Annotated in this window: 21 protein-coding genes and 1 tRNA gene; 8 read left to right on the forward strand and 14 right to left on the reverse strand. The window is 62.8% G+C overall.

The features are described from left to right. Positions 1-30: 30 nt before the first annotated feature. The 9 genes from SSA02_RS06280 to SSA02_RS06320 form a co-directional block, all read right to left on the reverse strand. On the reverse strand, positions 31-1,293 hold the full coding sequence (locus SSA02_RS06280) for a lactonase family protein (protein WP_147093190.1): 1,263 nt from the start codon (positions 1,291-1,293) through the stop codon (positions 31-33). A 67-nt stretch (positions 1,294-1,360) separates the two neighbouring features. Beyond that, a complete protein-coding gene (locus SSA02_RS06285; protein WP_147093192.1) occupies positions 1,361-1,798 on the reverse strand; it encodes a DUF2147 domain-containing protein in 438 nt (145 codons plus the stop codon). Positions 1,799-1,937: 139 nt separating this feature from the next. Beyond that, positions 1,938-2,378 carry a DUF1178 family protein gene (locus tag SSA02_RS06290; protein ID WP_147093194.1) on the reverse strand — a complete coding sequence of 147 codons (441 nt, stop codon included), beginning with the start codon at positions 2,376-2,378 and terminating at the stop codon, positions 1,938-1,940. Next, positions 2,375-2,635 carry a glutaredoxin 3 gene (grxC, locus tag SSA02_RS06295; RefSeq protein ID WP_147093398.1) on the reverse strand — a complete coding sequence of 87 codons (261 nt, stop codon included), beginning with the start codon at positions 2,633-2,635 and terminating at the stop codon, positions 2,375-2,377. Before grxC ends, SSA02_RS06290 begins: the two co-directional genes overlap by 4 nt. Before the next feature lie 7 nt (positions 2,636-2,642). Further along, on the reverse strand, positions 2,643-3,452 hold the full coding sequence (locus tag SSA02_RS06300) for a ComF family protein (RefSeq protein WP_147093195.1): 810 nt from the start codon (positions 3,450-3,452) through the stop codon (positions 2,643-2,645). A 1-nt stretch (position 3,453) separates the two neighbouring features. Then, on the reverse strand, positions 3,454-3,636 hold the full coding sequence (locus SSA02_RS06305) for a DUF3553 domain-containing protein (protein ID WP_147093196.1): 183 nt from the start codon (positions 3,634-3,636) through the stop codon (positions 3,454-3,456). Between the two features lie 9 nt (positions 3,637-3,645). Then, positions 3,646-5,064, reverse strand: coding sequence for a phosphomannomutase/phosphoglucomutase (locus SSA02_RS06310; RefSeq protein ID WP_147093197.1), 1,419 nt, complete (start codon positions 5,062-5,064; stop codon positions 3,646-3,648). Positions 5,065-5,082: 18 nt separating this feature from the next. Next, positions 5,083-5,958, reverse strand: a complete 876-nt coding sequence (galU, locus tag SSA02_RS06315; RefSeq protein ID WP_147093198.1) for a UTP--glucose-1-phosphate uridylyltransferase GalU — start codon at positions 5,956-5,958, stop codon at positions 5,083-5,085. Positions 5,959-6,221: 263 nt separating this feature from the next. Further along, positions 6,222-6,307, reverse strand: a tRNA-Leu gene (locus tag SSA02_RS06320). Between the two features lie 57 nt (positions 6,308-6,364). Between SSA02_RS06320 and lipB the strand changes: the two genes are divergently transcribed. Further along, positions 6,365-7,105, forward strand: coding sequence for a lipoyl(octanoyl) transferase LipB (lipB, locus tag SSA02_RS06325; protein WP_147093199.1), 741 nt, complete (start codon positions 6,365-6,367; stop codon positions 7,103-7,105). Here the strand turns inward: lipB and SSA02_RS06330 are convergent. Both SSA02_RS06330 and SSA02_RS06335 read right to left on the reverse strand, forming a co-directional pair. After that, entirely contained in the window at positions 7,036-7,653 is a 618-nt protein-coding gene (locus SSA02_RS06330) for a LolA family protein (RefSeq protein WP_147093200.1), read from the reverse strand. The genes lipB and SSA02_RS06330 overlap by 70 nt on opposite strands. After that, on the reverse strand, positions 7,650-7,937 hold the full coding sequence (locus tag SSA02_RS06335; RefSeq protein ID WP_147093201.1) for a BolA family protein: 288 nt from the start codon (positions 7,935-7,937) through the stop codon (positions 7,650-7,652). The genes SSA02_RS06330 and SSA02_RS06335 overlap by 4 nt, the downstream gene beginning before the upstream one ends. A gap of 56 nt (positions 7,938-7,993) precedes the next feature. On the opposite strand from SSA02_RS06335, the gene SSA02_RS06340 reads away from it, so the two are divergent. The 3 genes from SSA02_RS06340 (at position 7,994) to SSA02_RS06350 (ending at position 11,609) form a co-directional block, all read left to right on the forward strand. After that, on the forward strand, positions 7,994-8,581 hold the full coding sequence (locus tag SSA02_RS06340; protein WP_147093202.1) for a J domain-containing protein: 588 nt from the start codon (positions 7,994-7,996) through the stop codon (positions 8,579-8,581). Between the two features lie 98 nt (positions 8,582-8,679). Then, on the forward strand, positions 8,680-9,696 hold the full coding sequence (locus SSA02_RS06345; protein WP_147093203.1) for an AAA family ATPase: 1,017 nt from the start codon (positions 8,680-8,682) through the stop codon (positions 9,694-9,696). Between the two features lie 14 nt (positions 9,697-9,710). Beyond that, a complete protein-coding gene (locus SSA02_RS06350) occupies positions 9,711-11,609 on the forward strand; it encodes a cobaltochelatase CobT-related protein (protein WP_147093204.1) in 1,899 nt (632 codons plus the stop codon). A 52-nt stretch (positions 11,610-11,661) separates the two neighbouring features. On the opposite strand, the gene SSA02_RS06355 is transcribed toward SSA02_RS06350, so the two are convergent. Beyond that, positions 11,662-13,083, reverse strand: coding sequence for a pyridoxal phosphate-dependent decarboxylase family protein (locus SSA02_RS06355; RefSeq protein WP_147093205.1), 1,422 nt, complete (start codon positions 13,081-13,083; stop codon positions 11,662-11,664). Positions 13,084-13,173: 90 nt separating this feature from the next. On the opposite strand from SSA02_RS06355, the gene SSA02_RS06360 reads away from it, so the two are divergent. After that, positions 13,174-14,103: a hypothetical protein gene (locus SSA02_RS06360; protein WP_147093206.1), complete on the forward strand. Its 930-nt coding sequence runs from the start codon at positions 13,174-13,176 to the stop codon at positions 14,101-14,103. 79 nt (positions 14,104-14,182) lie between these two features. Here the strand turns inward: SSA02_RS06360 and mfd are convergent, their stop codons facing one another. Further along, positions 14,183-17,638, reverse strand: coding sequence for a transcription-repair coupling factor (mfd, locus tag SSA02_RS06365; protein ID WP_147093207.1), 3,456 nt, complete (start codon positions 17,636-17,638; stop codon positions 14,183-14,185). 212 nt (positions 17,639-17,850) lie between these two features. On the opposite strand from mfd, the gene recG reads away from it, so the two are divergent. Further along, entirely contained in the window at positions 17,851-19,989 is a 2,139-nt protein-coding gene (gene recG, locus SSA02_RS06370) for an ATP-dependent DNA helicase RecG (protein ID WP_147093399.1), read from the forward strand. Between the two features lie 142 nt (positions 19,990-20,131). Then, positions 20,132-21,733: a bifunctional diguanylate cyclase/phosphodiesterase gene (locus SSA02_RS06375; protein WP_186807699.1), complete on the forward strand. Its 1,602-nt coding sequence runs from the start codon at positions 20,132-20,134 to the stop codon at positions 21,731-21,733. 145 nt (positions 21,734-21,878) lie between these two features. Here the strand turns inward: SSA02_RS06375 and SSA02_RS06380 are convergent, their stop codons facing one another. Then, a complete protein-coding gene (locus tag SSA02_RS06380) occupies positions 21,879-22,829 on the reverse strand; it encodes a lipid A deacylase LpxR family protein (RefSeq protein ID WP_246103697.1) in 951 nt (316 codons plus the stop codon). Between the two features lie 385 nt (positions 22,830-23,214). Between SSA02_RS06380 and SSA02_RS12995 the strand changes: the two genes are divergently transcribed. Continuing rightward, a complete protein-coding gene (locus SSA02_RS12995) occupies positions 23,215-23,883 on the forward strand; it encodes a cold-shock protein (protein ID WP_281287514.1) in 669 nt (222 codons plus the stop codon). The last annotated feature ends 44 nt before the right edge of the window (positions 23,884-23,927 follow it).

The raw sequence follows: 23,927 nt of genomic DNA on the forward strand, positions 1-23,927 counted from the left end.
TCCGGTCCTGGCTTCGTCATCCGGGCCAGGTCAGACCTCGGTATCCATGAAGGCGAAAGTCGTCGGGCTGCCTACAGGGGTGAAGTTCTCTGTAAAACCGAGCTGACCGCTCGCCTTGTCGACCTTGAACGATGTGACGGCGTCGCTCCTCTGATTGGCACAGAACAGGAAGTTGCCGGACGGGTCGAACATCATCGCACGGCCGTAATCGGCATGCATCCATGTCTCGTCCTGCAGGGTCAGCGTACCATCGTCGCCCGCCTTGAAGACCGCCAGGGAATCGCCGAGACGATTGGATGCATAGACATAGCGATCATCTGCCGAGATGAGGATCTCGGCAGCGAGCGTACTGCCCCGGAAATGGGACGTCACCGTGCTGACCGACTGCAGATTGTTGATCGCGCCCGTCTGGGGATCGAAGGCAGAGACGACGATCTTGGAGTCCTGCTCGCACAGATTGTAGATGAGCGTGCCTGCGCGATTGAACTGGAAATGACGCGGCGCGCTGCCGGGCGTCATGTCGTAATAGGGCGTCTTTGCCGGGACGAGCTTGCCGTTGGCGAGATCGAGCGTCCAGACATAGACCCGGTCGAGCCCTGCATCGTCGGCGATGACATATTTCCCGCTCGGGTCGCTCTGGATCATGTGCGGATGTGCACCGGAGTGATCCGAGACGGCGAAATTTCCCTGCGGGTTATCGGCAGCGCGCTCGGGCTGGCGCGGTCCGGTATTGTGCACGACATCGGTGGCGGGGCCGAGGGATCCATCGGGCCGGATGGGAAGAACCGCGACCGATCCGCCCATGTAATTGGCGACCAGCACGAACTTGCCCGAATGGTGAATGCTGAGATGGGCAGGAACCGCGCCGCCCGAGCTGATCGTGTTCAGCTTCTTGAGCGACCCGGTCTTGCGATCGACGGCAAATGCCGTGACGGAGCCGTCACCATCCTTGTTGAAATCGTCGATTTCACTCAGCGCGTAGAGAAACCGCTTGTCTTTCGAGAGCGTGATGAATGACGGGCTCGCGATATCCGTGAAAGTCGTGACCGGCGTGAGAACGCCCGTATCGCGATCCATCTCGAATACGGCGATTCCTTCCCCGTTCCCCGCGCCACCCGGAGGCGCATGCTTCGTATATCCTCCTACGAAACAGATCGTCCGGGACACCGGCTTGGGCGGAGGCGGCGGAACCGCCGGTGACTTCTCCGCGCCATCCTGCGCATGTGCATGCCCGGCTCCAAGCAGGCCAAGAGTGCCCAGCGCGAAACTGCGACGGGAAAGCTTTGTCTTCATGATACGATCTCGACCTCCTCGGAGCGACCCTGCCCTGTCAGGGCAAACTGCGGCGGGATACCCCGCGTCAGGGCAGCTTGCATTCCGGACCGATCGTACCGCGGTAACGGGTCCAGGTCTGCGTCTTGCCCAGCAGGGGAATACCCAGAATAAAACCGCGCAGCTTCAGCACATCGGGCGATTCGGCCCAGATACGCGCATCGTAGGTGCGTCCTGTCTCCGGATCGAGGATATGCCCCCGCCACACGTTCTCATCCTTGATGTGACGGAAATCCGTGAGCATGACCAGCCCACATTGTGAACGACCCCACACATCTTTGGGAACGGGGCCATCGTATTGCATCCCGATCAGCTGCCCGCAAAGCGTATCGCCGCACTGACCGATGCGAAAGACACCATCGTGATCCTGAGCGAGCCACAATCCTTCCTCAGGCACGGATGTCCTCCCCGCGGCGGATGCCGGGAGGGCCGCGAAAAGACATATCGCGACCAGACAGCACACCATATGCCCAAGCGCGGACAGAACACCGGAATGACCCCTGCACCGACCTGCGGGCTTCTCCAAAGGCGGACCCAAAGATGAACCCGGGGATGAACCCGGGGCTGGACCCCGGCGCTCGCCGGAACCGCGACCTCCCGGAGGCTCACGCATCCGAGTGATCGACCCACGGCACCGCAGTGAACGCAACGCCTTCATCTTCCAGCCTTTCCCGTTCGGAGTCGTTCATGGTGCCATAGATGCCACGTTCTGGCTGGCCCCCTCCCCGTTCCGCCTCATCATGCCGTCTCAGCGCCTCTTCGGCAAACCTGTCTCCCATATCGTCACATGAGGTCTCGATATGGCGTCGCAAGGTTCTCAGGGCCATCCTGACCTGATCCCCGGGCGATATCCGGGGCGATATCTGCGCTGGGTCTGCCGCGATACGTGCGACCGCGGGTGCCATCAGGCTTTTGGCCGTCTCGGGCGTACCGCATTGCGGGCAGAGCACCTGACCGTTCCGGGCCTGGGTCTCGAACGTCTCCGCCCCCGCAAACCAGGCCTCGAACTCATGCCCATGCACGCAATGCAGACGGTAGCAGATCATGCGCGGCCGAGCAGCCTGTCGAGCGCGCCCGAAGCGTCGAGCTGCATCAGCTCCGTACACCCGCCAAGACTACGGTCCCCGACGAAGATCTGCGGTACGGTACGGCTCCCGCCGGAACGACGGATCGCCTCCGCCCGCTCGGGCGTGCCATGCGGCGCATCGATTTCGCGAAAAGCCACATTTTTCGACGCCAGTATCTGCAGCGCCCTCACGCAGAAGGGACAACCCGGCTGGGTATAGATCTCGATATCGGCCACCGTTTCCTCACTCATGAACGCTGCTTTCGAACGATTCGGCCAGTCTGACCGTCCGCGCCGCGACAAGCAGATCCACACGACGCGCACCCGCCCGCAGCAGCAGATCTGCGCAGATGGAGGCGGTTGCCCCGGTGGTCAAGATGTCATCGATCAGGAGAATGGCACGCCCGGTAACGACGGCCCTGTGACGCGGGGTTACATGAAATGCGCCCTGCAGGGTCTTCTGACGCTGGTCGGGCGTCAGGGTCGCCAGCGTCCCGGTCGCGCGATGACGCGAGAGCAGATCGGGAATCACGTGCAACGACGCGTTGGCCTCGCCTTTCTCTGACATGCGTCTGGCTCTCGCTATCTCCCGGCAAAGCAGGGCCGACTGATTGTATCGTCTGCGCCAGAACCGTGTCCGATGCAGAGGGACAGGCACGAGCATATCGGCACGCCCGATCAGATCGGGCGCGCAATGCATCATGCCGCCCGCGAAGAAACGCGCGATATCCGGTCGATCGCCATATTTCATGCGGAGCAGGAGCTCTCGCGCGGTCTCCTCGTAGAGAAAAGCGGCGGCAGCCTGCTTCCATGGAAAGGTCTGCCCCGCACAGACTCCGCACCGCCCCTCCGAATCCGCAAATCCCGGCGCCGGAAGCGGCAGGGCGCAGATGCGACAGGCGGATATGAGTGCGTGAAGCCCCCTGAAGCAGTCGACACAGACCAGACCGTCCCGCGACGTCTCGCCACCGCAGGACAGACAGACAGGCGGAAAAAACAGATCGAGGGCGTGACGCGCTGTGCGTCTGGCTACGGAGAGGGAACCTCCGCGCATCTCACGCCTCGACAGTGAGCAGGACGCGCTCGGTATTGACGAGGACCTTGCCCCGGTTTTCGAAATTGACCGTCACACGCGCTCCATCCACGCTCTGTATCTGGCCAATGCCCCAATCCGGGCAGGAGGGATGCGAGACATATTGCCCGGGCTCGTACAAGGCAAAACCGGCAGGTTTCCGCATCGTTTTCTCCTATGCTCCTTCAAACGGATCCTGCGCAGGAAGCGCCAGACCGCAGGCCCTCAACAGATCCGTCAGATAGGCGTAAAGCCGCCGTCCAGCGGCAACGCTCACCGCCTCCACGCGCAAACTCAGGGCAGGCTGTGTGTTGGAAGCCCTCAGGAGCCACCATCCCTCCTCCTCCTGCACGCGCAGACCATCGATGCGCGTGATCCCGGCCGTCCCGGATCCGAGCATGGACTCGACCTCGCGCACCACGCCATGCTTCCGGCTCTCGGGGCAGTCGAGACGGATCTCCTCCGTCGAGGCCCATACGGGGAAGCGCGCAAGGCACTGCGATAGCGGGCACGACTGACGGGAAAGGAGATCGAGCACCCTCACCGCCGCGTATAATCCGTCATCGAAGCCAGGCCAGCGATCAGCGAAGAAAAAATGGCCCGACATCTCGCTTGCGAACGATGCCCGCTCTCGTGCGATCGCCTGTTTCACCTCGGAATGCCCGCTCGGACACATAAGGACCGGGCCGCCTTCCCGAAGGAAATCGAAAAAGACCCGCGACGTCTTGACGTCTCCGAGAATGACGCAACCCGGTTTCTCCGCACGCACGCCCGTGGCGAGAAACAGCCCCAGACGGTCGGCCGGAACGATCGCGCCGTTTTCATCGACCACCCCGAGGCGATCCGCATCTCCATCGAAGGCGAGACCGATATCGGCGCCGACACGGCGCACCTCATCCTGCAACTGCCTCATATTGGCCGGGATGGAAGGATCGGGATGATGGGAAGGAAAGGATCCGTCAATGGTCCCGTTGATCACGCTATGCGTGCCGGGCAATCGTGCGATCAGCTTCGACAAAGCGGGCCCCGCAGAGGAGTGACTGTTGTCCCAGACAATCCTCAAGGCCCGACCACCCGGCCGATACCCTCCGCTCAGAGCTTCGACATAGGCATCCCACGTCGCGAGCCGCCTTTCCCCGCCCGGGCAGTTCTCCGGCATCACACCGGAAGAGAGCTGCGATGCGAGGCGGCCAAGCGCAGCGCCGCTGAAAGGGCGCCCGGATACCAGAATCTTGAAACCGTTATAATCTGGCGGATTATGACTTCCGGTGACCATGACGGCAACGGGAAAGGCATGGGCGTGACAGGCGTGATAGAGTTCGGGGGTCGCGCAACATCCCATACGGGAAACATCGAACCCCGAAAGGAGAAGCCCGCGCACGAGTGCTGCATCGAGTGCCGGAGAGGTGTGGCGACCGTCATGGCCTGTAACGGCCCGCTTTTCTCCATGCAGATCGCTCAGAGCCCCGAGCCCCAGCCCGAGTGCGTACGCATCGGCGGTCGTCAGCGTCTTTCCGACGATTCCCCGGATGTCATAGGCCCGGAGAATCGTCGGATCGAAATCATGGCGAAAAGGCTTCGCCTCCGAAGTCATGGCAAGAAGACTTCGCCATCATGCATCGGCATATTTCTTGATGAAGCCACGCATCGCTTCGCGCAGATCCGGACGCTCCAGAGCAAAGGCGATCTGCGCTTCGAGATAGCCGGCCTTGTCTCCGCAATCGTAGCGAATACCTTCGTAACGCAGGCCATGGAAAGGCGCGCCGCCGATCATCTTCGCCATGGCATCGGTCAGTTGGACCTCGCCACCCGCGCCGCGCTCGAGCTTCGACAGATGGGTCATGATCTCCGGCAGCAGCACATAGCGCCCGATGATCGAGAGATTGGACGGAGCATCGGCCGGATCCGGCTTCTCGACCAGTCCCTTTACTTCGACGAGCTTGCCGTCATCGTGCCCGACATCGAGTATTCCGTAGCGGTTGGTGTGCTCTTTCGGCACTTCCGATACGGCCACCACGTTTCCGCCCGTCTCGTTATACACATCCACCAGCTGCTTCACGCAGCCCTGCTCACCCTGAACGATATCGTCGGGCAGAAGAATGGCGAACGGGTCGTCACCGATGAACGAGCGCGCGCACCAGATGGCATGTCCGAGCCCGAGCGGCTCCTGCTGCCGCACCGCGGTTAGCGAGCCAGCCTCGATCGAGCTCGGCTGGAGCGCCTCGAGCAGCGCGGTCTTCCCGCGTTCGCGCAAGGTGGTCTCGAGCTCGAATGCCATATCGAAATAATCGATCAGACTGTCCTTGCCTCGACCCGTAATCAGACAGAACTGCTCGATTCCCGCCTTGCGCGCCTCGTCGATCGCATATTGGATCAGGGGACGATCAACGACCGGCAGCATCTCTTTAGGCATTGCCTTGGTCGCAGGAAGGAATCGTGTCCCCATTCCGGCAACTGGAAGTACTGCTTTCTTTAGCGGCTTGATCACGTTGTCCAACCTTCAGATCATGAGAATATTTGACCGATGAACAATATCCCGCGAGATTAACTGCTCATCAAGGAATATGTCATCTACGTTCCTGACGCGATAGGCAAGATACCTTACCCGAGACTTCGGCAAAGTGATGGCAGTCACAGCAAAAAACACGCGGCAGAGGACATTGCGAGCAAGCGCCTGCCATTAAGAAAAGTTCATTTTTCGGGATTTTTTGTTTCGAACTGGCACCCCCGAAGGGGTGCTCTCAGTTCAGATGGTGCGGTCGAGAAGACTCGAACTTCCACGGGGTTGCCCCCACAAGCACCTCAAGCTTGCGCGTCTACCATTCCGCCACGACCGCATCGTGACAAGCGGCCCGCTCTGGGCGATACCGCTCGTGTGAAGGGGGCTATAGCCGATGACTGATGGGCAGGCAATCGCCGAAAAGGCGATTTTTGAGAAAATTTCATGGAAACGGGAAAAGACCCCGGTTCCTTACGATCGGGCGCTCGCGGTCATGCAGCAGCGTATCGAGGCCATCCGTGCCGGGGAGACCGCTGAACATCTCTGGTTTCTGGAGCATCCGCGCCTTTATACGGCGGGTACATCCGCAAGGGCGGAGGATCTGGTGAATCCGGAGGGCCTGCCGACATTCAAGGCCGGACGGGGCGGGCAATGGACCTATCACGGACCCGGCCAGAGAATCGTCTATGTGATGCTGGATCTCCAGAAGCCGCACGGCCCGACGAAGCCCCGCGATCTCAGGAGCTTCGTTCAGGGGCTCGAGCGCTGGATCATCTCGGCCCTTTCCCGTCTGGGAATCGCCGGACGCACCGAAGAGGGGCGGATCGGCGTATGGGTCGACGATCCGCTGACAGGATGCGAGGCGAAGATCGCGGCGCTCGGCATCCGGGTCAGTCGCTGGGTCTCATGGCACGGTATCTCGATCAATCTCGCGCCCGATTTGGGGGATTTCGACGGGATCGTCCCGTGCGGCATCCGGGAATACGGCGTCACGAGCATTGCGCGTTTTCATCCCGGCATGACGATGGCTGATCTGGACGACGCTCTCCTCGCGAGCTGGCCGGATCATTTCGGAGAGACGCCAGTTCCCTCCCCGGAGAGGCTGCTTGCTGCGGGTGCATCGCGCATATCGTGAAGCGTGATGACCACGCGATGGCGCCGGGCATCCACGCCATCCAGTGCGGCGAGCTGCAACCCGCCCCCCCGATCCGAGAATCGCAGGCTGAGAAGTCCCTGCGACGGATTATTGGCTTCGGCAAGCGAGACCTGCAGCCCGCCATTCCATGTGCTGACATCGCTCACCCGGATGCTTCCGGCAAAGCGCACCGGCACATGGAGCAGCAATCCGAGCGGATTGCGCGCAAGACTCAGCTGCGTCACCGCTCCGTTGGAAAGATCCTCCATCCGGAGATGACCGCCTCTGGCACGCAATCTCATGGGATGGGGACGGATATAGTCGAGCGCGATCTGACCGGGCCGATAGACGAATCGTCCGCTGCCCTCACCGAAGGCCGTACCGCTTTGCTCGAACGTACCGACGACCGCGACGGGACGATTGAGATAGGCCTCTACACGCCTCGCGTTGCGCTTCTGGTCAGGTGTAAGACCGGTCAGGCCGCTCGTCGCACAGCCGGACAACAGTAACGCCGTCGCGATACCGCTCGCATATCGCTGCGCCCTCATTTCTCGCCCGGCGCGGTCAGGGTAAGAGAGAGCGAATGCATGCCACTCTCGAATTCCTTCGCCAGAAGGGCGTTCACCATACGGTGGCGCGCGACAGGCGACAGACCGGAAAACTGTGTGCTGACGATCGTGAGGGTGAAATGGGTCTCGTCGCCTTCGATGCCTTGTCTGCCTGCGTGACGGGCGTGACGCTTGCTGTCGTCCCGCAGCTGGAGCAGCTCGGGCTTCAGTGCTTCTTCCAGACAGGCCGTCATGCGATGCGCCCGTTCCTTGAGTTCCGTCATGATATCTTCCCCATATGCTTGCATCCCGGCGTCTTCCAACGCACATAAGCCCGATCATGCGCCGCAAATCCACCCGACACCGGGCCTTCGATCCCGATCCCGACGCACCGGAAAGGTATTGCGACTGGCCCGATTGCACCAATCAGGCCGGGTATCGTGCTCCCAAAGACAGAACGCAGTTGCGACAGTATTTCTGGTTCTGTCTAGAGCATGTGCGCGAGTATAATGCGCGCTGGGATTTCTATAAGGGCATGACCCCCGGGCAGATCGAGGCCCAGCTTCGTGCGGATGTCTCATGGCAGCGTCCGTCATGGAAACTCGGCACGCGGGGCGGGCAGGATTTCAACGAGGAAGAGATTCTCGATCCGCTCGATCTTCTCAACGCCACACGCGCCCGCAGGGCCCAGGCCGCGCGCCATCGCAGCAAGCGGGAGGCCGAAGCCGCGCCGCCCGGGCTACGCGACCATCTCAGGACCCTCTCTCTCGACTGGCCCCTGACGCTCGATCTTCTCAAGGCGCGATATCGCGAGCTGGCCCGGAAACACCACCCGGACACGAATGCGGGGGATCGAGAGGCCGAGGACCGGTTCAAGACGGTCAATGTCGCCTATGCGACGATTCGCGCCCATCTCTCCAGCCTCTGATATCCGCCTCCTCCCGTTTTTGCCTCTGGCCATCGACGCGATCATGCCCATATTCTGCGGGAGAGAATGACAATGCTGTGTGAAAGACGGATTGAACCATGAGCGACCTCGCTTCTATCGACGCTCCGGAAACGGTCGTGACGGCCGAGCAGAGTGCGGTGCCGACCCATGTGCTCGGTGCGCCGGACCGGCTCGTCTCCGCCCGCGACGTCTTCGGGATCGATTGCGACATGGAGGTTCCGGCCTTCTCCATAAAGACCGAACATGTTCCTGACATCGATCCCAGCTACCAGTTCGATCGCGATACGACCCGCGCCATTCTGGCCGGTTTCGCCTGGAACCGGCGCGTCATGGTGCAGGGTTTCCACGGGACCGGCAAATCGTCCCATATCGAACAGATCGCGGCGCGGCTGAACTGGCCGACCGTGCGTATCAATCTCGACAGCCATATCTCGCGCATCGATCTGATCGGCAAGGATGCGATCGTGCTGCGCGACGGCAAGCAGGTTACGGAATTCCGCGAAGGGCTCCTCCCGTGGTGCCTGCAGCATCCCTGCGCCCTGATATTCGACGAATACGATGCCGGGCGGCCGGACGTCATGTTCGTGATCCAGCGTGTGCTCGAGGCGGAGGGCCATCTCACGCTTCTCGACCAGAACCGGGTCATCCGCCCTCATGGCGGTTTCCGGCTCTTTGCGACGGCGAATACCGTCGGCCTCGGCGATACGACCGGCCTGTATCACGGCACCCAGCAGATCAACCAGGGCCAGATGGACCGGTGGAACATCGTCGCCTCGCTCAACTACCTGCCTCTGGAACAGGAAGTCGGCATCGTCCGGGCCAAACTCGGCCTCGATGACTCCGCCGAGGTAACGAACCGCCTCGAAAGCATGGTGGCCCTCGCCAATCTGACCCGATCCGGTTTCATGGCGGGCGATATTTCCACCGTCATGTCGCCGCGTGCGGTCATCACCTGGGCGGAAAACGAGCGGATCTTCGGCGATCTCGCCTTTGCCTTCCGTCTCACCTTCCTCAACAAATGCGACGAGGCGGAACGCGGTATCGTCGCCGAATATTATCAGCGCTGCTTCAACCAGTCTCCGCTGGATTCCTGAACGGGAGGGTCTCCATGGCCACGCGCCCGAAAACCGCCAATCCGGGGGCGTCAACCCGCGAACGCGCCGATACGCCCCGCCTGCCGGAGGACCTCTCGGACGGTTTCCGTCGCGCAACGAGCGCCGCCCTGCGCGCGATGGCCGATGCGCCGGAAACGGAAATCAGTTTTTCGTCCTCCTCCTCCTCGCACGGCGGAAACGGCGTTCAGCTCCCGCATCTTTCACGTGCGCTTACCGATCAGGATATTCTTCGCGTCCGGGGCGCAGCAGATGCCGCAGCCCTGCGTCTGAAGCATCACGACCCGGCGCTCGTCAGATCTCTGCCCCCGGGAGGGGCGACCGGGGGTTCCGCCACGGGACCCATCGATACCAGGGCGCTGAGCGAATCCCTCGAACAGGTGCGCTGCGAGGTCTATGGCGCGCGTCACATGGCTGGCGTGCGGGCCAATCTGCGTCACAAGCTGGCGCAGGATTGCGTCGATTCCGGATTTGCACGCATGACCGGACGCGACGACATGCCAGCTGCGTCCGCCCTGCCCCTGCTCGTGCGCGAGGCACTCTCCGGAGAGCGGGCACCGTCACAGGCCGGGCCGGCGTTCGAAGCCTGGCGCACATCCCTCTCTCCGGAAGCCCGGGCCGCTCTGGCCGATCTGGCCGTCGCCCAGAGCGATCAGAATCGCTTTGCGGAAGCCTGCAACCGTGTCTTTCGCGCCTTCGATCTGACCGAGGATCCGCAAGAGGACGACCAGACGACCCCGGACGATCCGGACGAGAATGACGATACGCAGGCAGAATCGGAACAATCGGACTCCGAATCGGCCCCTCAGGACCAGGACGATCCCGAGACGCACGGCTTCCAGCCGGAACCGACCGAGCAGACCGACAGTCAGGACACGAGCGAGAGCGATCTTCAGGATGAAGGCGCCGAGCAGCCGGCTGGCACGCTCGAGGATGAGGAGAGCCGGACACCGGAAAGTGGCGCTTCCGGTCCCGCCTACCGGATCTTCACGACGGCCTTCGACGAAGAGGCCGATGCCACGGAGCTGTGCGATCCCGAGGAGCTGGCGCGCCTTCGCCAGCAACTCGATCAGCAGCTCAGCAATCTGCAGGGCGTGGTCTCACGGCTCGCCCATCGCCTGCAGCGCAAGCTCATGGCGCAGCAGCAGCGCAGCTGGGCCTTCGATCAGGAAGAGGGTATTCTCGATGCGGCGCGTCTCGCGCGCGTCGTGGCAAACCCGACCCTCACCCTGTCCTACAAGACGGAGCGCCAGGCTGAATTCCGCGACACCGTGGTCACGCTCCTGATCGACAATTCCGGTTCGATGCGCGGTCGTCCGATTTCGGTCGCGGCCATGTGCGGAGACATTCTCGCCCGGACACTGGAGCGATGCGGCGTCAAGACCGAGGTTCTGGGCTTTACGACCCGGGCATGGAAAGGCGGCATGAGCAGGGAGCGCTGGGTTGCTGCCGGTCGTCCGCCCGATCCCGGACGCCTGAACGATCTGCGTCATATCGTCTATAAAAACGCAGATACGCCTCTCAGGCGCGCCAGAAACAATCTCGGTCTCATGCTGCGCGAGGGATTGCTGAAGGAAAACATCGATGGAGAAGCGTTGCTCTGGGCGTGGAAAAGACTGTCGCGCCGCCCGGAAAAACGACGCATCCTGATGGTGATTTCCGATGGGGCACCTGTCGATGACAGCACGTTCTCGACCAATCCGGCGTCGTTTCTGGAAGATCACCTCCGCTCGGTGATCAACCGCATAGAGGCCTCCACCGATACGGAGCTGCTTGCCATCGGGATCGGGCATGACGTCACGCGCTATTATCGCAACAGCGTCACGCTCAACAACGCGGAGGAACTGGGCGGGACGATGATTCAGAAGCTGTCGGATCTCTTCGTCACGCAATGACCGGATCACGGAACGGGCCAGGCGATCGGCCAGACCCGTTCCCCCCTACCGGCTAGGCCGTGCCGAGCGCGCGCAGGGTCATCCCGTCGATCGCCTCGAGCATGAGGTCGATCGTCCGGCGGGTCGTGCGATGGTTGACGATGGCTGCGCGTATCGCGAGCACCCCGTCGATACGGGTCGTGGAGGGCGCCGCGATACCGCTCTCATGGAGATCCTTCACCAGAGAATCGAGCGCGGCTTCATCAAGCGCGAGAGGCCTGAAACACACGATATTCAGCGTCACCGGCGCCATCAGCGCATAATCCGGCATCGCCTCGACCCGATCCGCGAGGTAACGCGCGACCGCGCAGCAGGAGGCCACCATCTCCCCCATACGCCCGGTTCCGTAATGGGCCAGGGTCATCCAGACCTTGAGCGCCCGGAAACCGCGAGAGAGATCGGGCCCGAAATCGCAGGGCCAGGGGGCATTTCCGGCCAGACCGCGATCGGCACGGGTCAGATAATGCAGCGTCTGGGCAAAGGCTGCCGCATGAAGAGCAGGATCGCGGACGAGCACGCAGCCCGCGTCATAGGGCACCTGCCCCCATTTGTGAAAGTCGAGCGCAAGACTGTCCGCCCGCCCGATTCCGGTCAGGAGCGGCGCCTGCTGCGCAGACAGACAGGCGAAGGCGCCGAACGCGCCATCGACATGAAACCAGCATCGTTCCTCCCGGGCGAGATCGGCGAGGAGGTCGAGCGGATCGATGGCTCCGCAATCGACGCTCCCGGCCGTACCCACGATCAGAAAAGGGTGATACCCCGCCGCGCGATCCTCATGGATGCGACGCTTCAGCGACGCGACATCCATCCGGTGCGCGGCATCGACGGGAATGAGCCGCAGCGAATCGCTTCCGAGCCCGGCAAGATCGAAGGCCCGGCTGACGCAGCCATGAGCGGTCTGCGCCGCATAGCCGACCAGCCGGCTCTTGCCGACTCCCGCATGGCGAATGGCGGATGTTCCGGCCGCACGGCTTGCCGTGATCACACCGATGAAATTTGCGAGCGACGATCCGGTGACGAGACACCCGGATGCGCTGCGCGGCAGACCGACCATTTCGGCGGCCCAGGCAATGACCTGTCTCTCGACCTCGATCGCCGCGTGATCGCGCCCGCCGCAATTGTCGTTCAGACTGGCCGCGAGCAATTCGGCCAGCATGCCGATCGGCGTTCCCGCCCCCTGCACCCACCCCATGAATCCCGGATGGGTATTGCCGTTGGCATAGGGCCGGATATGGGTGAGAAACTGTTCATAGAGCGCTCCGGCATCCTGCCCGTTCCGGGGCAGTTCCTGCCGGAAATGATCGCGCGATTCCTGCGGCATCGGCTGCCAGACCGGCCCCTCCCCCATGGTCATGGCGCGATCGAATGCATCGTCGAGCATCCGGTGACCGAGCGCTCGCAAATCATCCCAGATCTCGGGATCAAGTCCGGCCATTGTTCTTCCCTCTCTCTCGACGATCGATAACCCGATCCGTCTCTCTTACCGCGTGGCGTCCGGACCTCCCAGACCGCGCGCAAAATCCGGTTGCCTCGCCCGGGCGCACGCTTCATCCTCGCGGCCATGAAACGCAATGCCGCTCCGTTCCTCGCCATCCTCCTCCTCGGGGTCTCGTCTCTCCCGGCTCGCGGGGAAACCGTACCGGCCGCCTGCCTCGCCTCGGAATCGGCGCAACGCACCCTGAACAGGGCTGCCTTCGCCGCGACCGGCTACAAGGCCACACTCGTCGGCACGGCCACGCATCTTCAGGTGGGAACCGTGTCGGTCAGGGACAGAAACGGCACTCTGACCCTTCCGTCCCTGCGGGACGCCAACACCCTGGTCTCTCTCGGCCTGCTCTCGATGGTCCATGGATCGACCCCGGCCCCGTGCCGTGCGGTCGAGACCGGCCCGTCCATGAAAGCCCTGCGCGATGCCCTTCACAAAGGCGCCGTGGCGGAACTGACCTGGTCGTCGATCGGGATAGATGACGGATCGGCGCGCTACAAAGCCGATCGGCTGGTCGTAACCCTGCGCGCTGGCCCCACCCCCGGCACGGTTGCGATTGCGGCCGATACGTCCGGCCTCACGGCGCCGGGCGGTTCCGCTCTGCCCGGTCGTGTGAGCACGCGGCTCATCGTGCCCGAACGGAGCCTTTCCACCCCTACGCCCGGGCCCGGGGAAATCACGATCTCCCGCCTCGACGCCTTCTGGACGAAAGGCAGCCTGAGCGGCAAGGGAGCCGTCACGCCCGGGCACGATATCGCGACCACGCGGGGCACGCTGAATGTCACGATCACCGATCTGAGCGATCTTCTCGCCACGATCAAACCCTATGTCCCTGCGGGAACGACGACCGCTCTTTCCGTCGCCCAGTTCATGGGGCACCGGGACGGCAATCGCGTCGCCTGGGATTTCGCGCTCGAAAACGGGCAGCTCAAGGTCAATTCCTTCCCGATCCCGCTATCGATCAACTGAGCGCGGGAAGACGGCGCACAAGCGACACGCATGATCGCGTTTCGTGATGTGCGCCGGGACGGGAGGCGCGACGAACGCCTCAGGCTTCGGCCTTGTCGGCGAGTTTCCTGAGCGCCGTCATGACCTTGCGGGCCATCGAGATACGCTGGGCATTCGTCATCTCGCGCTGGACGGCGAGTTTGTGATCGGGGCGCAGCTTGATCCCCTGATCCTTGTGTCGCTCGACCCATTTCAGCAACCCCATGGGATTGCGGAACTTCCGGTTGCGGAACTGGATGACCATCCCCTTGGGGCCAGCCTCGAGCCTGTCCACCCCGGCCGCGCTGCACAGGCGCTTGATCACCACCACGTCGAGCAGGTTTTCCACTTCCTGAGGCAGCGTGCCGAAGCGGTCGACGAGTTCGGCACGCATGGCCTCCAGCTCGGCTTCGTTCTCGAGCCCTGCAATGCGTCTGTACAAGCCCAGACGCACCGGAAGATCGCGGACATAGGTTTCGGGAATCAGAACGGGGAGACCGAGGATGATGTTCGGGGTCCAGTCCTTGTCCTCCTGTCGCTTCTGATCCTTCTGCAGACGCATCGTGGTCACGGCGTCCTCGAGCATCTGCTGATAGAGCTCGATTCCGACTTCCTTTATATGGCCCGATTGTTCGTCGCCCAGCAGATTTCCCGCCCCGCGCAGATCGAGATCGTGGGACGCCAGCGTGAAGCCCGCTCCCAGCGTATCGAGCGTCTGCATGATCTCGAGCCGTTTCTCGGAAGCCGGAGAGAGACGATGACTCTGCGGCCAGGTGAGATAGGCATAGCCGCGCTGCTTGCCGCGGCCCACCCGGCCACGCAGCTGATAGAGCTGCCCGAGGCCGAACATGTCGGCCCGATGGATGATCAGCGTATTGACCGCCGGCATGTCGAGGCCGCTCTCGACGATATTGGTGGAGAGGAGAATGTCGTACCGGCCGTCGGAAAACTCGGTCATGACCCGCTCGAGTTCCGACGGGGTGAGACGGCCATGTGCCTGCACCGTGCGGGCATCGGGCACGATGTCGCGCAACCGCTCCGCCATGCGATCCATATCCTCGATACGCGGGACCACACAGAAGACCTGCCCGCCCCGAAAGCGCTCGCGCTGGATCGCCTCGCGGATCATCACGCTGTCGAACGGCGTGATGAAGGTGCGCACCGCGAGCCGGTCCGTAGGGGGAGTCGCAATCAGGCTCATTTCCCGCACGCCGGTCAGGGAGAGCTGCAAGGTACGCGGCAGAGGCGTTGCAGACAGCGTAAGGACATGCACATCCTCGCGCAGCGTCTTGAGACGCTCCTTGTGCCCCACGCCGAAATGCTGCTCCTCATCGATGATGAGCAGTCCCAGATTGGCGAAGCCGACCGATTTGGCGATCAGCGCATGGGTCCCGACGACGACGTCGATCGTCCCCTCTTCCAGCCCGCGTCGCGTCTCGGCCGCCTCCTTGGCCGTCACAAGGCGTGAAAGCTGCGCGATCCGGACCGGAAACCCTTCGAACCGCGTGGAGAAGCTGCGGAAATGCTGTCGCGCGAGGAGAGTCGTCGGCACCACCACAGCGACCTGAACGCCGGAAAGCGCGGCCACGAAAGCGGCGCGCAACGCTACCTCCGTCTTGCCGAAGCCGACATCGCCGCAGACGAGGCGATCCATGGGCCGTCCGCAGGTGAGATCCTCGAGCACATCGGCAATGGCGCGTGACTGATCGTCGGTCTCGACGAAGGGAAAACGGGCGCAGAATTCGTCCCACATCCCTTCAGCGGGCATCAGCGCAGGGGCTTCCTTCATCGCGCGGCTTGCCGCCGTGCGGATGAGCTCACCCGCCATGTCGCGGATCCGCTCCTTCATCCTGGCCTTGCGCACCTGCCAGGCCTGACCGCCGAGCTTGTCGAGCGCAACACCCCCCTGCTCGGAGCCGAAACGGCTCAGAAGCTCGATATTCTCCACAGGCAGGAAGAGCTTCTGCGCGCCGTCATAGAGCAGACGCAGACAATCATGCGGTGCCACGCCGTCGCTGACGGTTTCGAGCCCCTCGTAACGCCCGATTCCGTAATCGGCATGCACGACCAGATCGCCTTCGGCGATTTCGGAGGCCTCCGTGATGAACTGCTCGGCCCGGCGTCTGCGCCGCGGCGGACGGGCGATCCGTTCGCCCAGGAGATCCTGCTCCGAGACGAACGCCAGACGCTCGGCCACAAATCCCCGCTCCAGCCCGAGCAGGATCAGCCCGACCACCCCGGGCGCGAGCCCCGCCGCCGAAGCCCAGCTGTCATGCAGCTCGACCTCGAAGCGATGCTCTCGAAGAAGCGCTGCGATTCGCTCGCGCGATCCTTTCGTCCAGGCCGTGACGTAACAGCGCCGCCCCGACCTGGCCCAGGCGGAAAGCTGCTCGGCAAACGCGGTGAAGGCCCCTTCCCGCGTGCCGTCCTTGCCCCTGACGAAAAGCGGGCCGGGCCGCCCGCCTGCGTCGATCCCCTGCGCCAGATCCGCCTTGGCAAAGGGATTGAGCATGACGCAGGGAACGCGCGTCAGCATCGCGTCCCACCCCGTCCGGTTGAGGTAGAGAAGATGAGACGGCAGGGCACGATAGATGGCCTCGCCCTCGCGCGCGGGGGCCTTTCTCGCCTCGTAGTGATCGCCGATCATCTCGAGACGCGCCTTGAGAATGTCCGGAACCTGATGATCCATGCTCACGGAGGCGTCGGGCACATAATCGACGAGCGTCTCCATCTCCTCATGGAAGAGCGGGATATAATGCTCGAGCCCGGGAAAGCGGCGCCCGTCCGATACGTTCTGATAGAGAACGTCCGAGGCCGAGGACGGACCGAAGAGATCGCGCCACGCCGAGCGGAAGCGACTGATCGCCTCGGGAGAAAGCGCGTATTCCGACACCGGACGCAGTTCGAAAGCGGGAAGCGCTTCGGTGGAGCGCTGGCTCGCGACATCGAAGCGGCGGATATTATCCACATCGTCCCCGAAGAGATCGAGACGAACGGGCTCGTTCTCGCCAGCGGGAAAGAGATCGAAAATGCCGCCGCGTGTTGCGAACTCCCCGGCCTCCATGACCGTATCGGTGCGGGTATAGCCGCTCGCGACCAGCAACTCGATCAGCATCGCCTGATCGAGGGATTCTCCCTTGCGGATGGACAGCGACTGGTTTTGGAAGGCGGACCGGGGCGGCACGCGCTGGACGAGTGCATGGACGGTGGTCAGGACGATATACCGGCCCCGCTTTCCGCTCTCGAGCAAACGGGTCAGGGTCGCCGCGCGCTCGGCGGTGATGGCCGGATTGGGGGAAACGCGGTCGTAAGGCAGACAGTCCCAGGCAGGAAAGCGCAGGATCGTCACCTCGGGCTCGACATAGGACAGCATGTCGGCAAGGGCAGCCACCGCGGCATCGTCACGCGCGACATGGATGAGCGCGCCTTCGTGCTCTCCCAGACGGCGGCGAAGAAGAAACGCGGTATAAGCTTCCGGCACACCCCAGATGATGGGCCAATTCACGGTATCGGTCATTCAGAAATCCGGAGCACGCGCGCCATGTCGCAGTCAGACTGCCAGGCAATGGTTTCGTTTTGTTCCATGACGGTTTCGTCCTATAGCGTGAGGCTTTCCCGCTGTCAGCCCATCAATCCCTCAAGGATGAGCCTCAAGCCCTCGTGAAACACCCCACCCTCCCCGATTCCATACAGGCGCTCCCCCCGGAAACGGAACCGGAAACGATCGCCATGCGGAGCCTGACGCCCGTGACGGCGCCGATCGCGAGCCTTCCCGGAATCGGCCCCCGTTATGCCGGTCTGCTCAGAAAAGTGGCGAACGGCCCGCGTATCATCGATCTGCTTTTCGTCCTTCCTTCGGCCCATATCGATCGCAGCGCGGTGCTGAGCCTGAGAGAGGCACGGGCGCGCCTGGACCCGGGCGCCATTCTGACGACCCGCGTCCGTGTCTCCGCCATCCTTCATCCGACCCGGCCGAGACACCCCTTTCGCATCCGCGCATCCGACGACACGGATGACGTCGAGCTGCTCTTCTTCCATCAGGCGTTCCTCCGGGGCATCGCCGTCGGGGACGTTCTGGCGGTATCGGGCAAATTCGAGCGCTACGGTTCGACGCTCACCATGCCGCATCCGGATTATCTCGTCTCCTGGGCACGTCGGGGGACGATACCGAAGATCGATCCCGTATGGCCGCTCACTGCCGGGCTGTTCCCGTCCGTCATGCGACGCGCAATGCACAAGGCACTCGACCGGCTCTCCTCCCCACCGGAATGGATCGCCCCTTCCCTGCTCCGGCGCAGGTCATGGCCCTCTTTCGGCGACGCTCTCGAATGCCTGCACAGACCGGCATCCCGAGAGGGAGAGGGCGAGGGCGAGAAAAAGGAAGAGACAAGCCGGGAGACCTGGTCCCGCCGGATCTACAAGGCGCGCGAACGTCTCGCTTTCGACGAATGTCTGGCAGACCAGATATCGCTCGCGCGCGGTCGGCGTCATGCCCGCTCGCGCCCCGGGCGCAGTCTCTCGGGTGACGGCACCCTCAGGGAAGAAGCTCTCGCGCGTTTCGGACATCGGCTCACCGGCGCCCAGAAACGGGCGATCGCAGAAATCGACGCCGATCTTGCCGCTCCCACCCCCATGATGCGCCTGCTCCAGGGCGATGTCGGCGCAGGCAAGACCCTCGTCGCCCTGCTGGCCATGCTGCGCGCGGTGGAAAGCGGCGCCCAGGCGGCGATGATGGCGCCGACCGAGATCCTCGCAAGCCAGCATTTCGCGACCGTGGCGCGTCTGGCACCCGTGCCTTGCGTCTATCTCTCCGGCAGCGTGAAGGGCAAGGCACGCAAACAGGCACTGGCCGCAATCGCCGGGGGGGAGGCGAAGCTGGTGATCGGCACCCATGCCCTCTTCCAGGAAAAGGTCGCCTTTCACGATCTCGCCCTGGCGGTCATCGACGAGCAGCATCGCTTCGGTGTGCGGCAGCGCGCGATGCTGGGAGCCAAAGGCGAGCGGACCGACATTCTGGTCATGACCGCAACCCCCATTCCCCGCACGTTGCTCCTGACCCAGTGGGGGGACCTTTCGGTGAGCCGGCTCGACGAAAAGCCACCCGGTCGCAAACCCGTCCGGACTTCCCTGCATCCGCTTTCCGGTCTCGACACTGTTCTCGATGGCATCCGGCGCGTGATCCGCTCCGGCGCACAGGTTTTCTGGGTCTGTCCGCTGATCGAGGAGAGCGAAACGCTCGATATCGCAGCCGCGGAAGCGCGCCGGGCCGCGCTTGCAGAGCGTTTCCCCTGTGCGATCGGCCTTGCCCATGGTCGTCAGGATATCGCCGAGCGTGAGCGACAGATCGATGGCTTCAGATCCGGGGCGACACAACTTCTCGTTGCAACGACGGTCATCGAAGTAGGTGTGGATATTCCCAATGCGTCGGTCATGGTCATCGAACATGCGGAACGCTTCGGGCTGGCGCAGCTCCACCAGCTGCGCGGGCGGGTCGGGCGCGGCGCAGCTGCCTCCTATTGTCTCCTGCTCTATGACGACACGATCGGCATGGCCGGAAAGGAACGACTGACCCTGCTTCGTGAAACGGAAGACGGTTTCGTCATAGCCGATCGCGATTTCCGCCTGCGTGGCGGAGGCGATCTGACCGGTAACCGCCAGTCCGGTCATCCCGGGCTGAGGCTCGGAGAAGGGATCGATCTCATGCCGCTCGTGGACGAAGCCCATCGGGAAGCGGAACGCACGGGCAGTGAAAAGAGCGCGAGTGAAGCCGATTCAGCGCCCGATTCCCGCATAAAACGCATCGCCGACGAATCGCTTCTGATACTGTTCGATCGCAACGATATGACGCGTTTGACTCATGCAGGATAGAAAAGTCATTCTTTTCAATCACTCCAATTATTTAATCCTTTGAAATAAACCATGTTATGGGTTAATAACCCGTAATTTGTAATGCTTGCTCATTCAAAGATTGTCTTTCATAAGCGGGAGCTCCCCCTTTATGAGAGGCGTCATGTCAGCGAGTACCGTGCTTCAGCCACAGACAGCGATCGTCGAGATTGCACGCAGGTTACTGAATGCAACCGCGATCTGCATTTGTGGTTTCGACGCCGAGGACGAACTCGTCGAGCTCGCAAACCAGAATATGGGCATCGCGGATATCACCGTCGACTGCATCAAATCCGTCATAGCCGGATCGGACGATCTCTATCTCGATCGGACGCCGACCGGATACGATCTCGGTCTCGCTCTGGATCGCGACCTGACCCTTCTGGCCCGCATTCCGCTTTCGGTAAGCGAAAGCACCATCCGGGAGCTGGCACCGAGTCTTCTCGTATGCGCCCGGAGCCTTCTCGGCAAACAGGGGTATCAGACACGCCGCCCCGACCTTCCCGATCGCGGGCAATGCGGCGCCCATATCCAGCATCTCATCGGGACGGCACCGACCGAAACCCGCAAATCGACCTTCTCCGTGATCGAGATCGATCTCGACCATCTGAACGCGCTGAATCTGCGTCACGGCTGGGAAACCTCGAACCTGGTGATCGACGCCGCGATCAGGCGTGTCCAGGCCATGATCCCGCCCCGCGGATTCCTGGCCTATGCCGGGGGAGGAAACCTCCTCGTGGTGTCTCCTCCCGCCACGTCGCTCGTCACCACGCGCAGTCTCATCGCTGCGATACGGACGGCCCTGACGCGACCGACGCCCATTCACGGACATGTCGTTCATCCGGCCTTCTCCATCGGATGGGCGTTCTATCCCGAGGATGGCGACGATTCGGCAGCGCTTCTCCAGGCCGCGGATGCTGCCATGGCCGATGTCCGGCGCCATGGCGGCGCGCATGAGCGACGCGCGACCACAACCAGCATTGCCGCCCTGATCGGCACTTCGGGTCTGGAGCGCGATCTCGCCAAGGCTCCGGAGCGTCAGGAATTCAGCCTCAACTGGATGCCCATCATCGCACCGGGAACGCAAACGGTCGTGGCACTCGAGGCGCTTCTGCGCTGGGAACGTCCGGAAAGCGGACAGGTCCCCCCCGAAATCTTCATCCGCTGTGCCGAAGAAGCGGGGCTGATCGAGACGATCGATCTCTGGAGCCTGCGCGCCGCCTGCACCGCCGCATCGGGCTGGAGCCATCCGCTCAGGGTCTGCGTCAATATCTCGCCGACCTGGCTGGCCAAACGCAATCTCGCGGTCACGGTGGAAGCCCTGCTCGGGGAAACGGGACTCGCACCGGAGCGTCTGCAGATCGAGCTTTCGGAAAAACGCTCTTTCGGCCCGCGCGACCTCGCCTATCAGGAATTGTCGCGTCTGCGCGCCCTCGGGGTGCATGTCGCGCTGGACGATTTCGGCGCGGGCTATTCCTCTCTCGAGCGTCTCGCGAATTTCCCGGTCGATCAGATCAAGTTCGACCGCTCTTTCATGATGCGGCTCAATGACGACCGACGGGTCAACGAGGTCATGGGACAGACGATCCAGATGGCCCGCCGTCTCGGCATTTCCTGCTGTGCAAAGGGTGTCGAGACCGAGCGGCAGATGGCCTTTCTCGATTCCCATGGCTGTGAGGAAGTACAGGGCTATCTGCTCGGCATACCGACGCCCGATTATCTCTAGGCCAGCGCGCGCCCCTATCCGGCGACCCGCTGGAAGCGGGACAGCCTGGCACCGGGCTTACCCGATGCCTGGTCAGCCCCTGACGCTTCCGCTTTCCGGGGCGGGGAGCGCCCGTTCACGCCATGACGCATGAACGGGATTGTGTTCAGAACTTCACCGAGAGTTTCAGCGAGCCGTAATTGAACAGACCGGCCTTGGCCGTGTTGAACTGGGCTGTCTGCCAGTTCTGGCTGTAGGAGAGACGGACACCGTGCCACATCACCGCAACGCCGGCATGGATGGAGCCGACATCCCAGGTCTTGCTGACATGGGGTGAGTTGTTGCGGAAGGCGTTGCCCTGAAGCGTCGCATCATAGGCAACCGCCTGCCCCTCCACACCGCCATAGACATACCAGGCGACAGGCCGGGTCGCCGCGAACGCGTCCGTGCCATCGAGCCCCGGCCCGATCGTCGCATTGCCGAAATCGCTGTCGAGCCCCTGGCCGATCCTGAACGTCCCGGCGACATCGGCATAGGTCCGGTAATCGCCCGCCGCCCCGGAGACGGCAGGCAACACGTCGGCGCTGATCCCGTAGAGATGAGCGACCGGCAGACGCCAGATCCGCCCGGCCTGGATCTGGAAGATCGGCTGGTTCTGGAGCTGCGTTCTCCAGCCGCGATTCTTCGTGTCACCGATCGCGCCGTGGAAGCCGTTCTGGAGCTGCTCGCCCAGACCCGCCGGTCCCATCACGCCGAACTGGATTCCCGCGACGCTGCGCGACAGATCGGTATCGTTGATGAAATTGACGGTCCCCAGCAACAGACTCGAATAGGGACGATCGCCCGAAGGCGGACGATCCATCTGGGTCGCTCTCGGTGTGAAGATCAGTTGCTGCACGCCGAGACTCACCCTCTGCATCCCCTCGCCCAGAAGAAAGCGGTTCAGATCGGCGAAGGGTTTGGGAAGGTTATCGGTACCGGACGTCCAGTTGAACCGCAGGCCCGAGGTATAATACTGGTCGGAGGTGCCTTTGAGAGTCGAGACGGCGTCGTTCTCGCCCTGAAGGGTCCAGGTCCCGTAAGGGTCCTGCTTCGGCGTCGCATGCGCCACACCCAGACCAGCGAGCGCCGCACCGACAACCGGAAGCGAACATCTTTTGAAATGTCTGGCGCCCTGCCAGCGCGACTTAGTACGGCGCAAATCCGACCCCTTCCCTAATATTTGGCGGTTACCTTACCTCATTCTCCCCTACAGAAAACAGAGCAGGACAGGAACGCCAAGACTATCGCCTCATAAAATCGCGATAAGCCTGCGATCGTGGTAATCGAGCCACGTTTTCCAGTGGCATAGTCCGAAAAAAGCGTGTTAGGGTCCCTGCGAAACCTCTCGTGGACACCGCCCGTACCGTTCCAGCCGGCAGGCCCGTGCACATCGTTTCGACCTACTCCACTGGTGAGACCGATATAAGACGGCTCACCGCACAGATCTCGGGATTAGACCGTTGAGAAGCAACCGTACCGACCGCAGCCCACGTTCCCCGCGCCGCGGCGGATTCGATGACGATTTCATGACCCCCTCCTTCGGCGATCGTGGTGGGATGCAAAATCGTCGTCCCCATTCGGGCGGCCCACAGGTTCTGGCATCAGGCCCGGAAGTGGGAGCCAGCGTAAAATGGTTCAACAGCGAGAAGGGCTTCGGCTTCGTCGAGCTGTCGGACGGATCGGGCGACGTGTTCCTGCACGCCAACGCCCTTTCCAGCGCCGGTCACACGAGCGTCAACCCCGGCACCACGCTGAATGTCCGCATCGGACAGGGCCCCAAGGGCCGGCAGGTTGCTGAAGTGCTGAACGTCGACACGAGCACGGCGGAAGCCCCCCGTCCGCGCGCCGCCTTCGGTGCCAGCCCGCGTCCCGGTTTCGGCGGTGCCCGTCCGGCCCGTCCCGCTCCGGATCTCTCGCAGGCCCAGGATCTGCGCGGCATCGTGAAGTGGTACAATGCCACCAAGGGCTTCGGATTCATCACGCCGGAAAACGGTGGCAAGGACATCTTCATCCATGCCTCCGCTCTCGAGCGCTCGGGTCTGACCGGCCTCGCTGAAGGCCAGGCCGTCGATGTCAAGGTCGTTCAGGGCCAGAAGGGTCCGGAAGCCGCCGATATCAACATCGCCTGATCGCCCTGCGATCGCGGTTACGAAAAACCCGGCCTCGGCCGGGT

The organism is Swaminathania salitolerans, assembly GCF_007988945.1.
In the GTDB taxonomy this organism is placed as follows: Bacteria; Pseudomonadota; Alphaproteobacteria; order Acetobacterales; family Acetobacteraceae; genus Swaminathania; species Swaminathania salitolerans.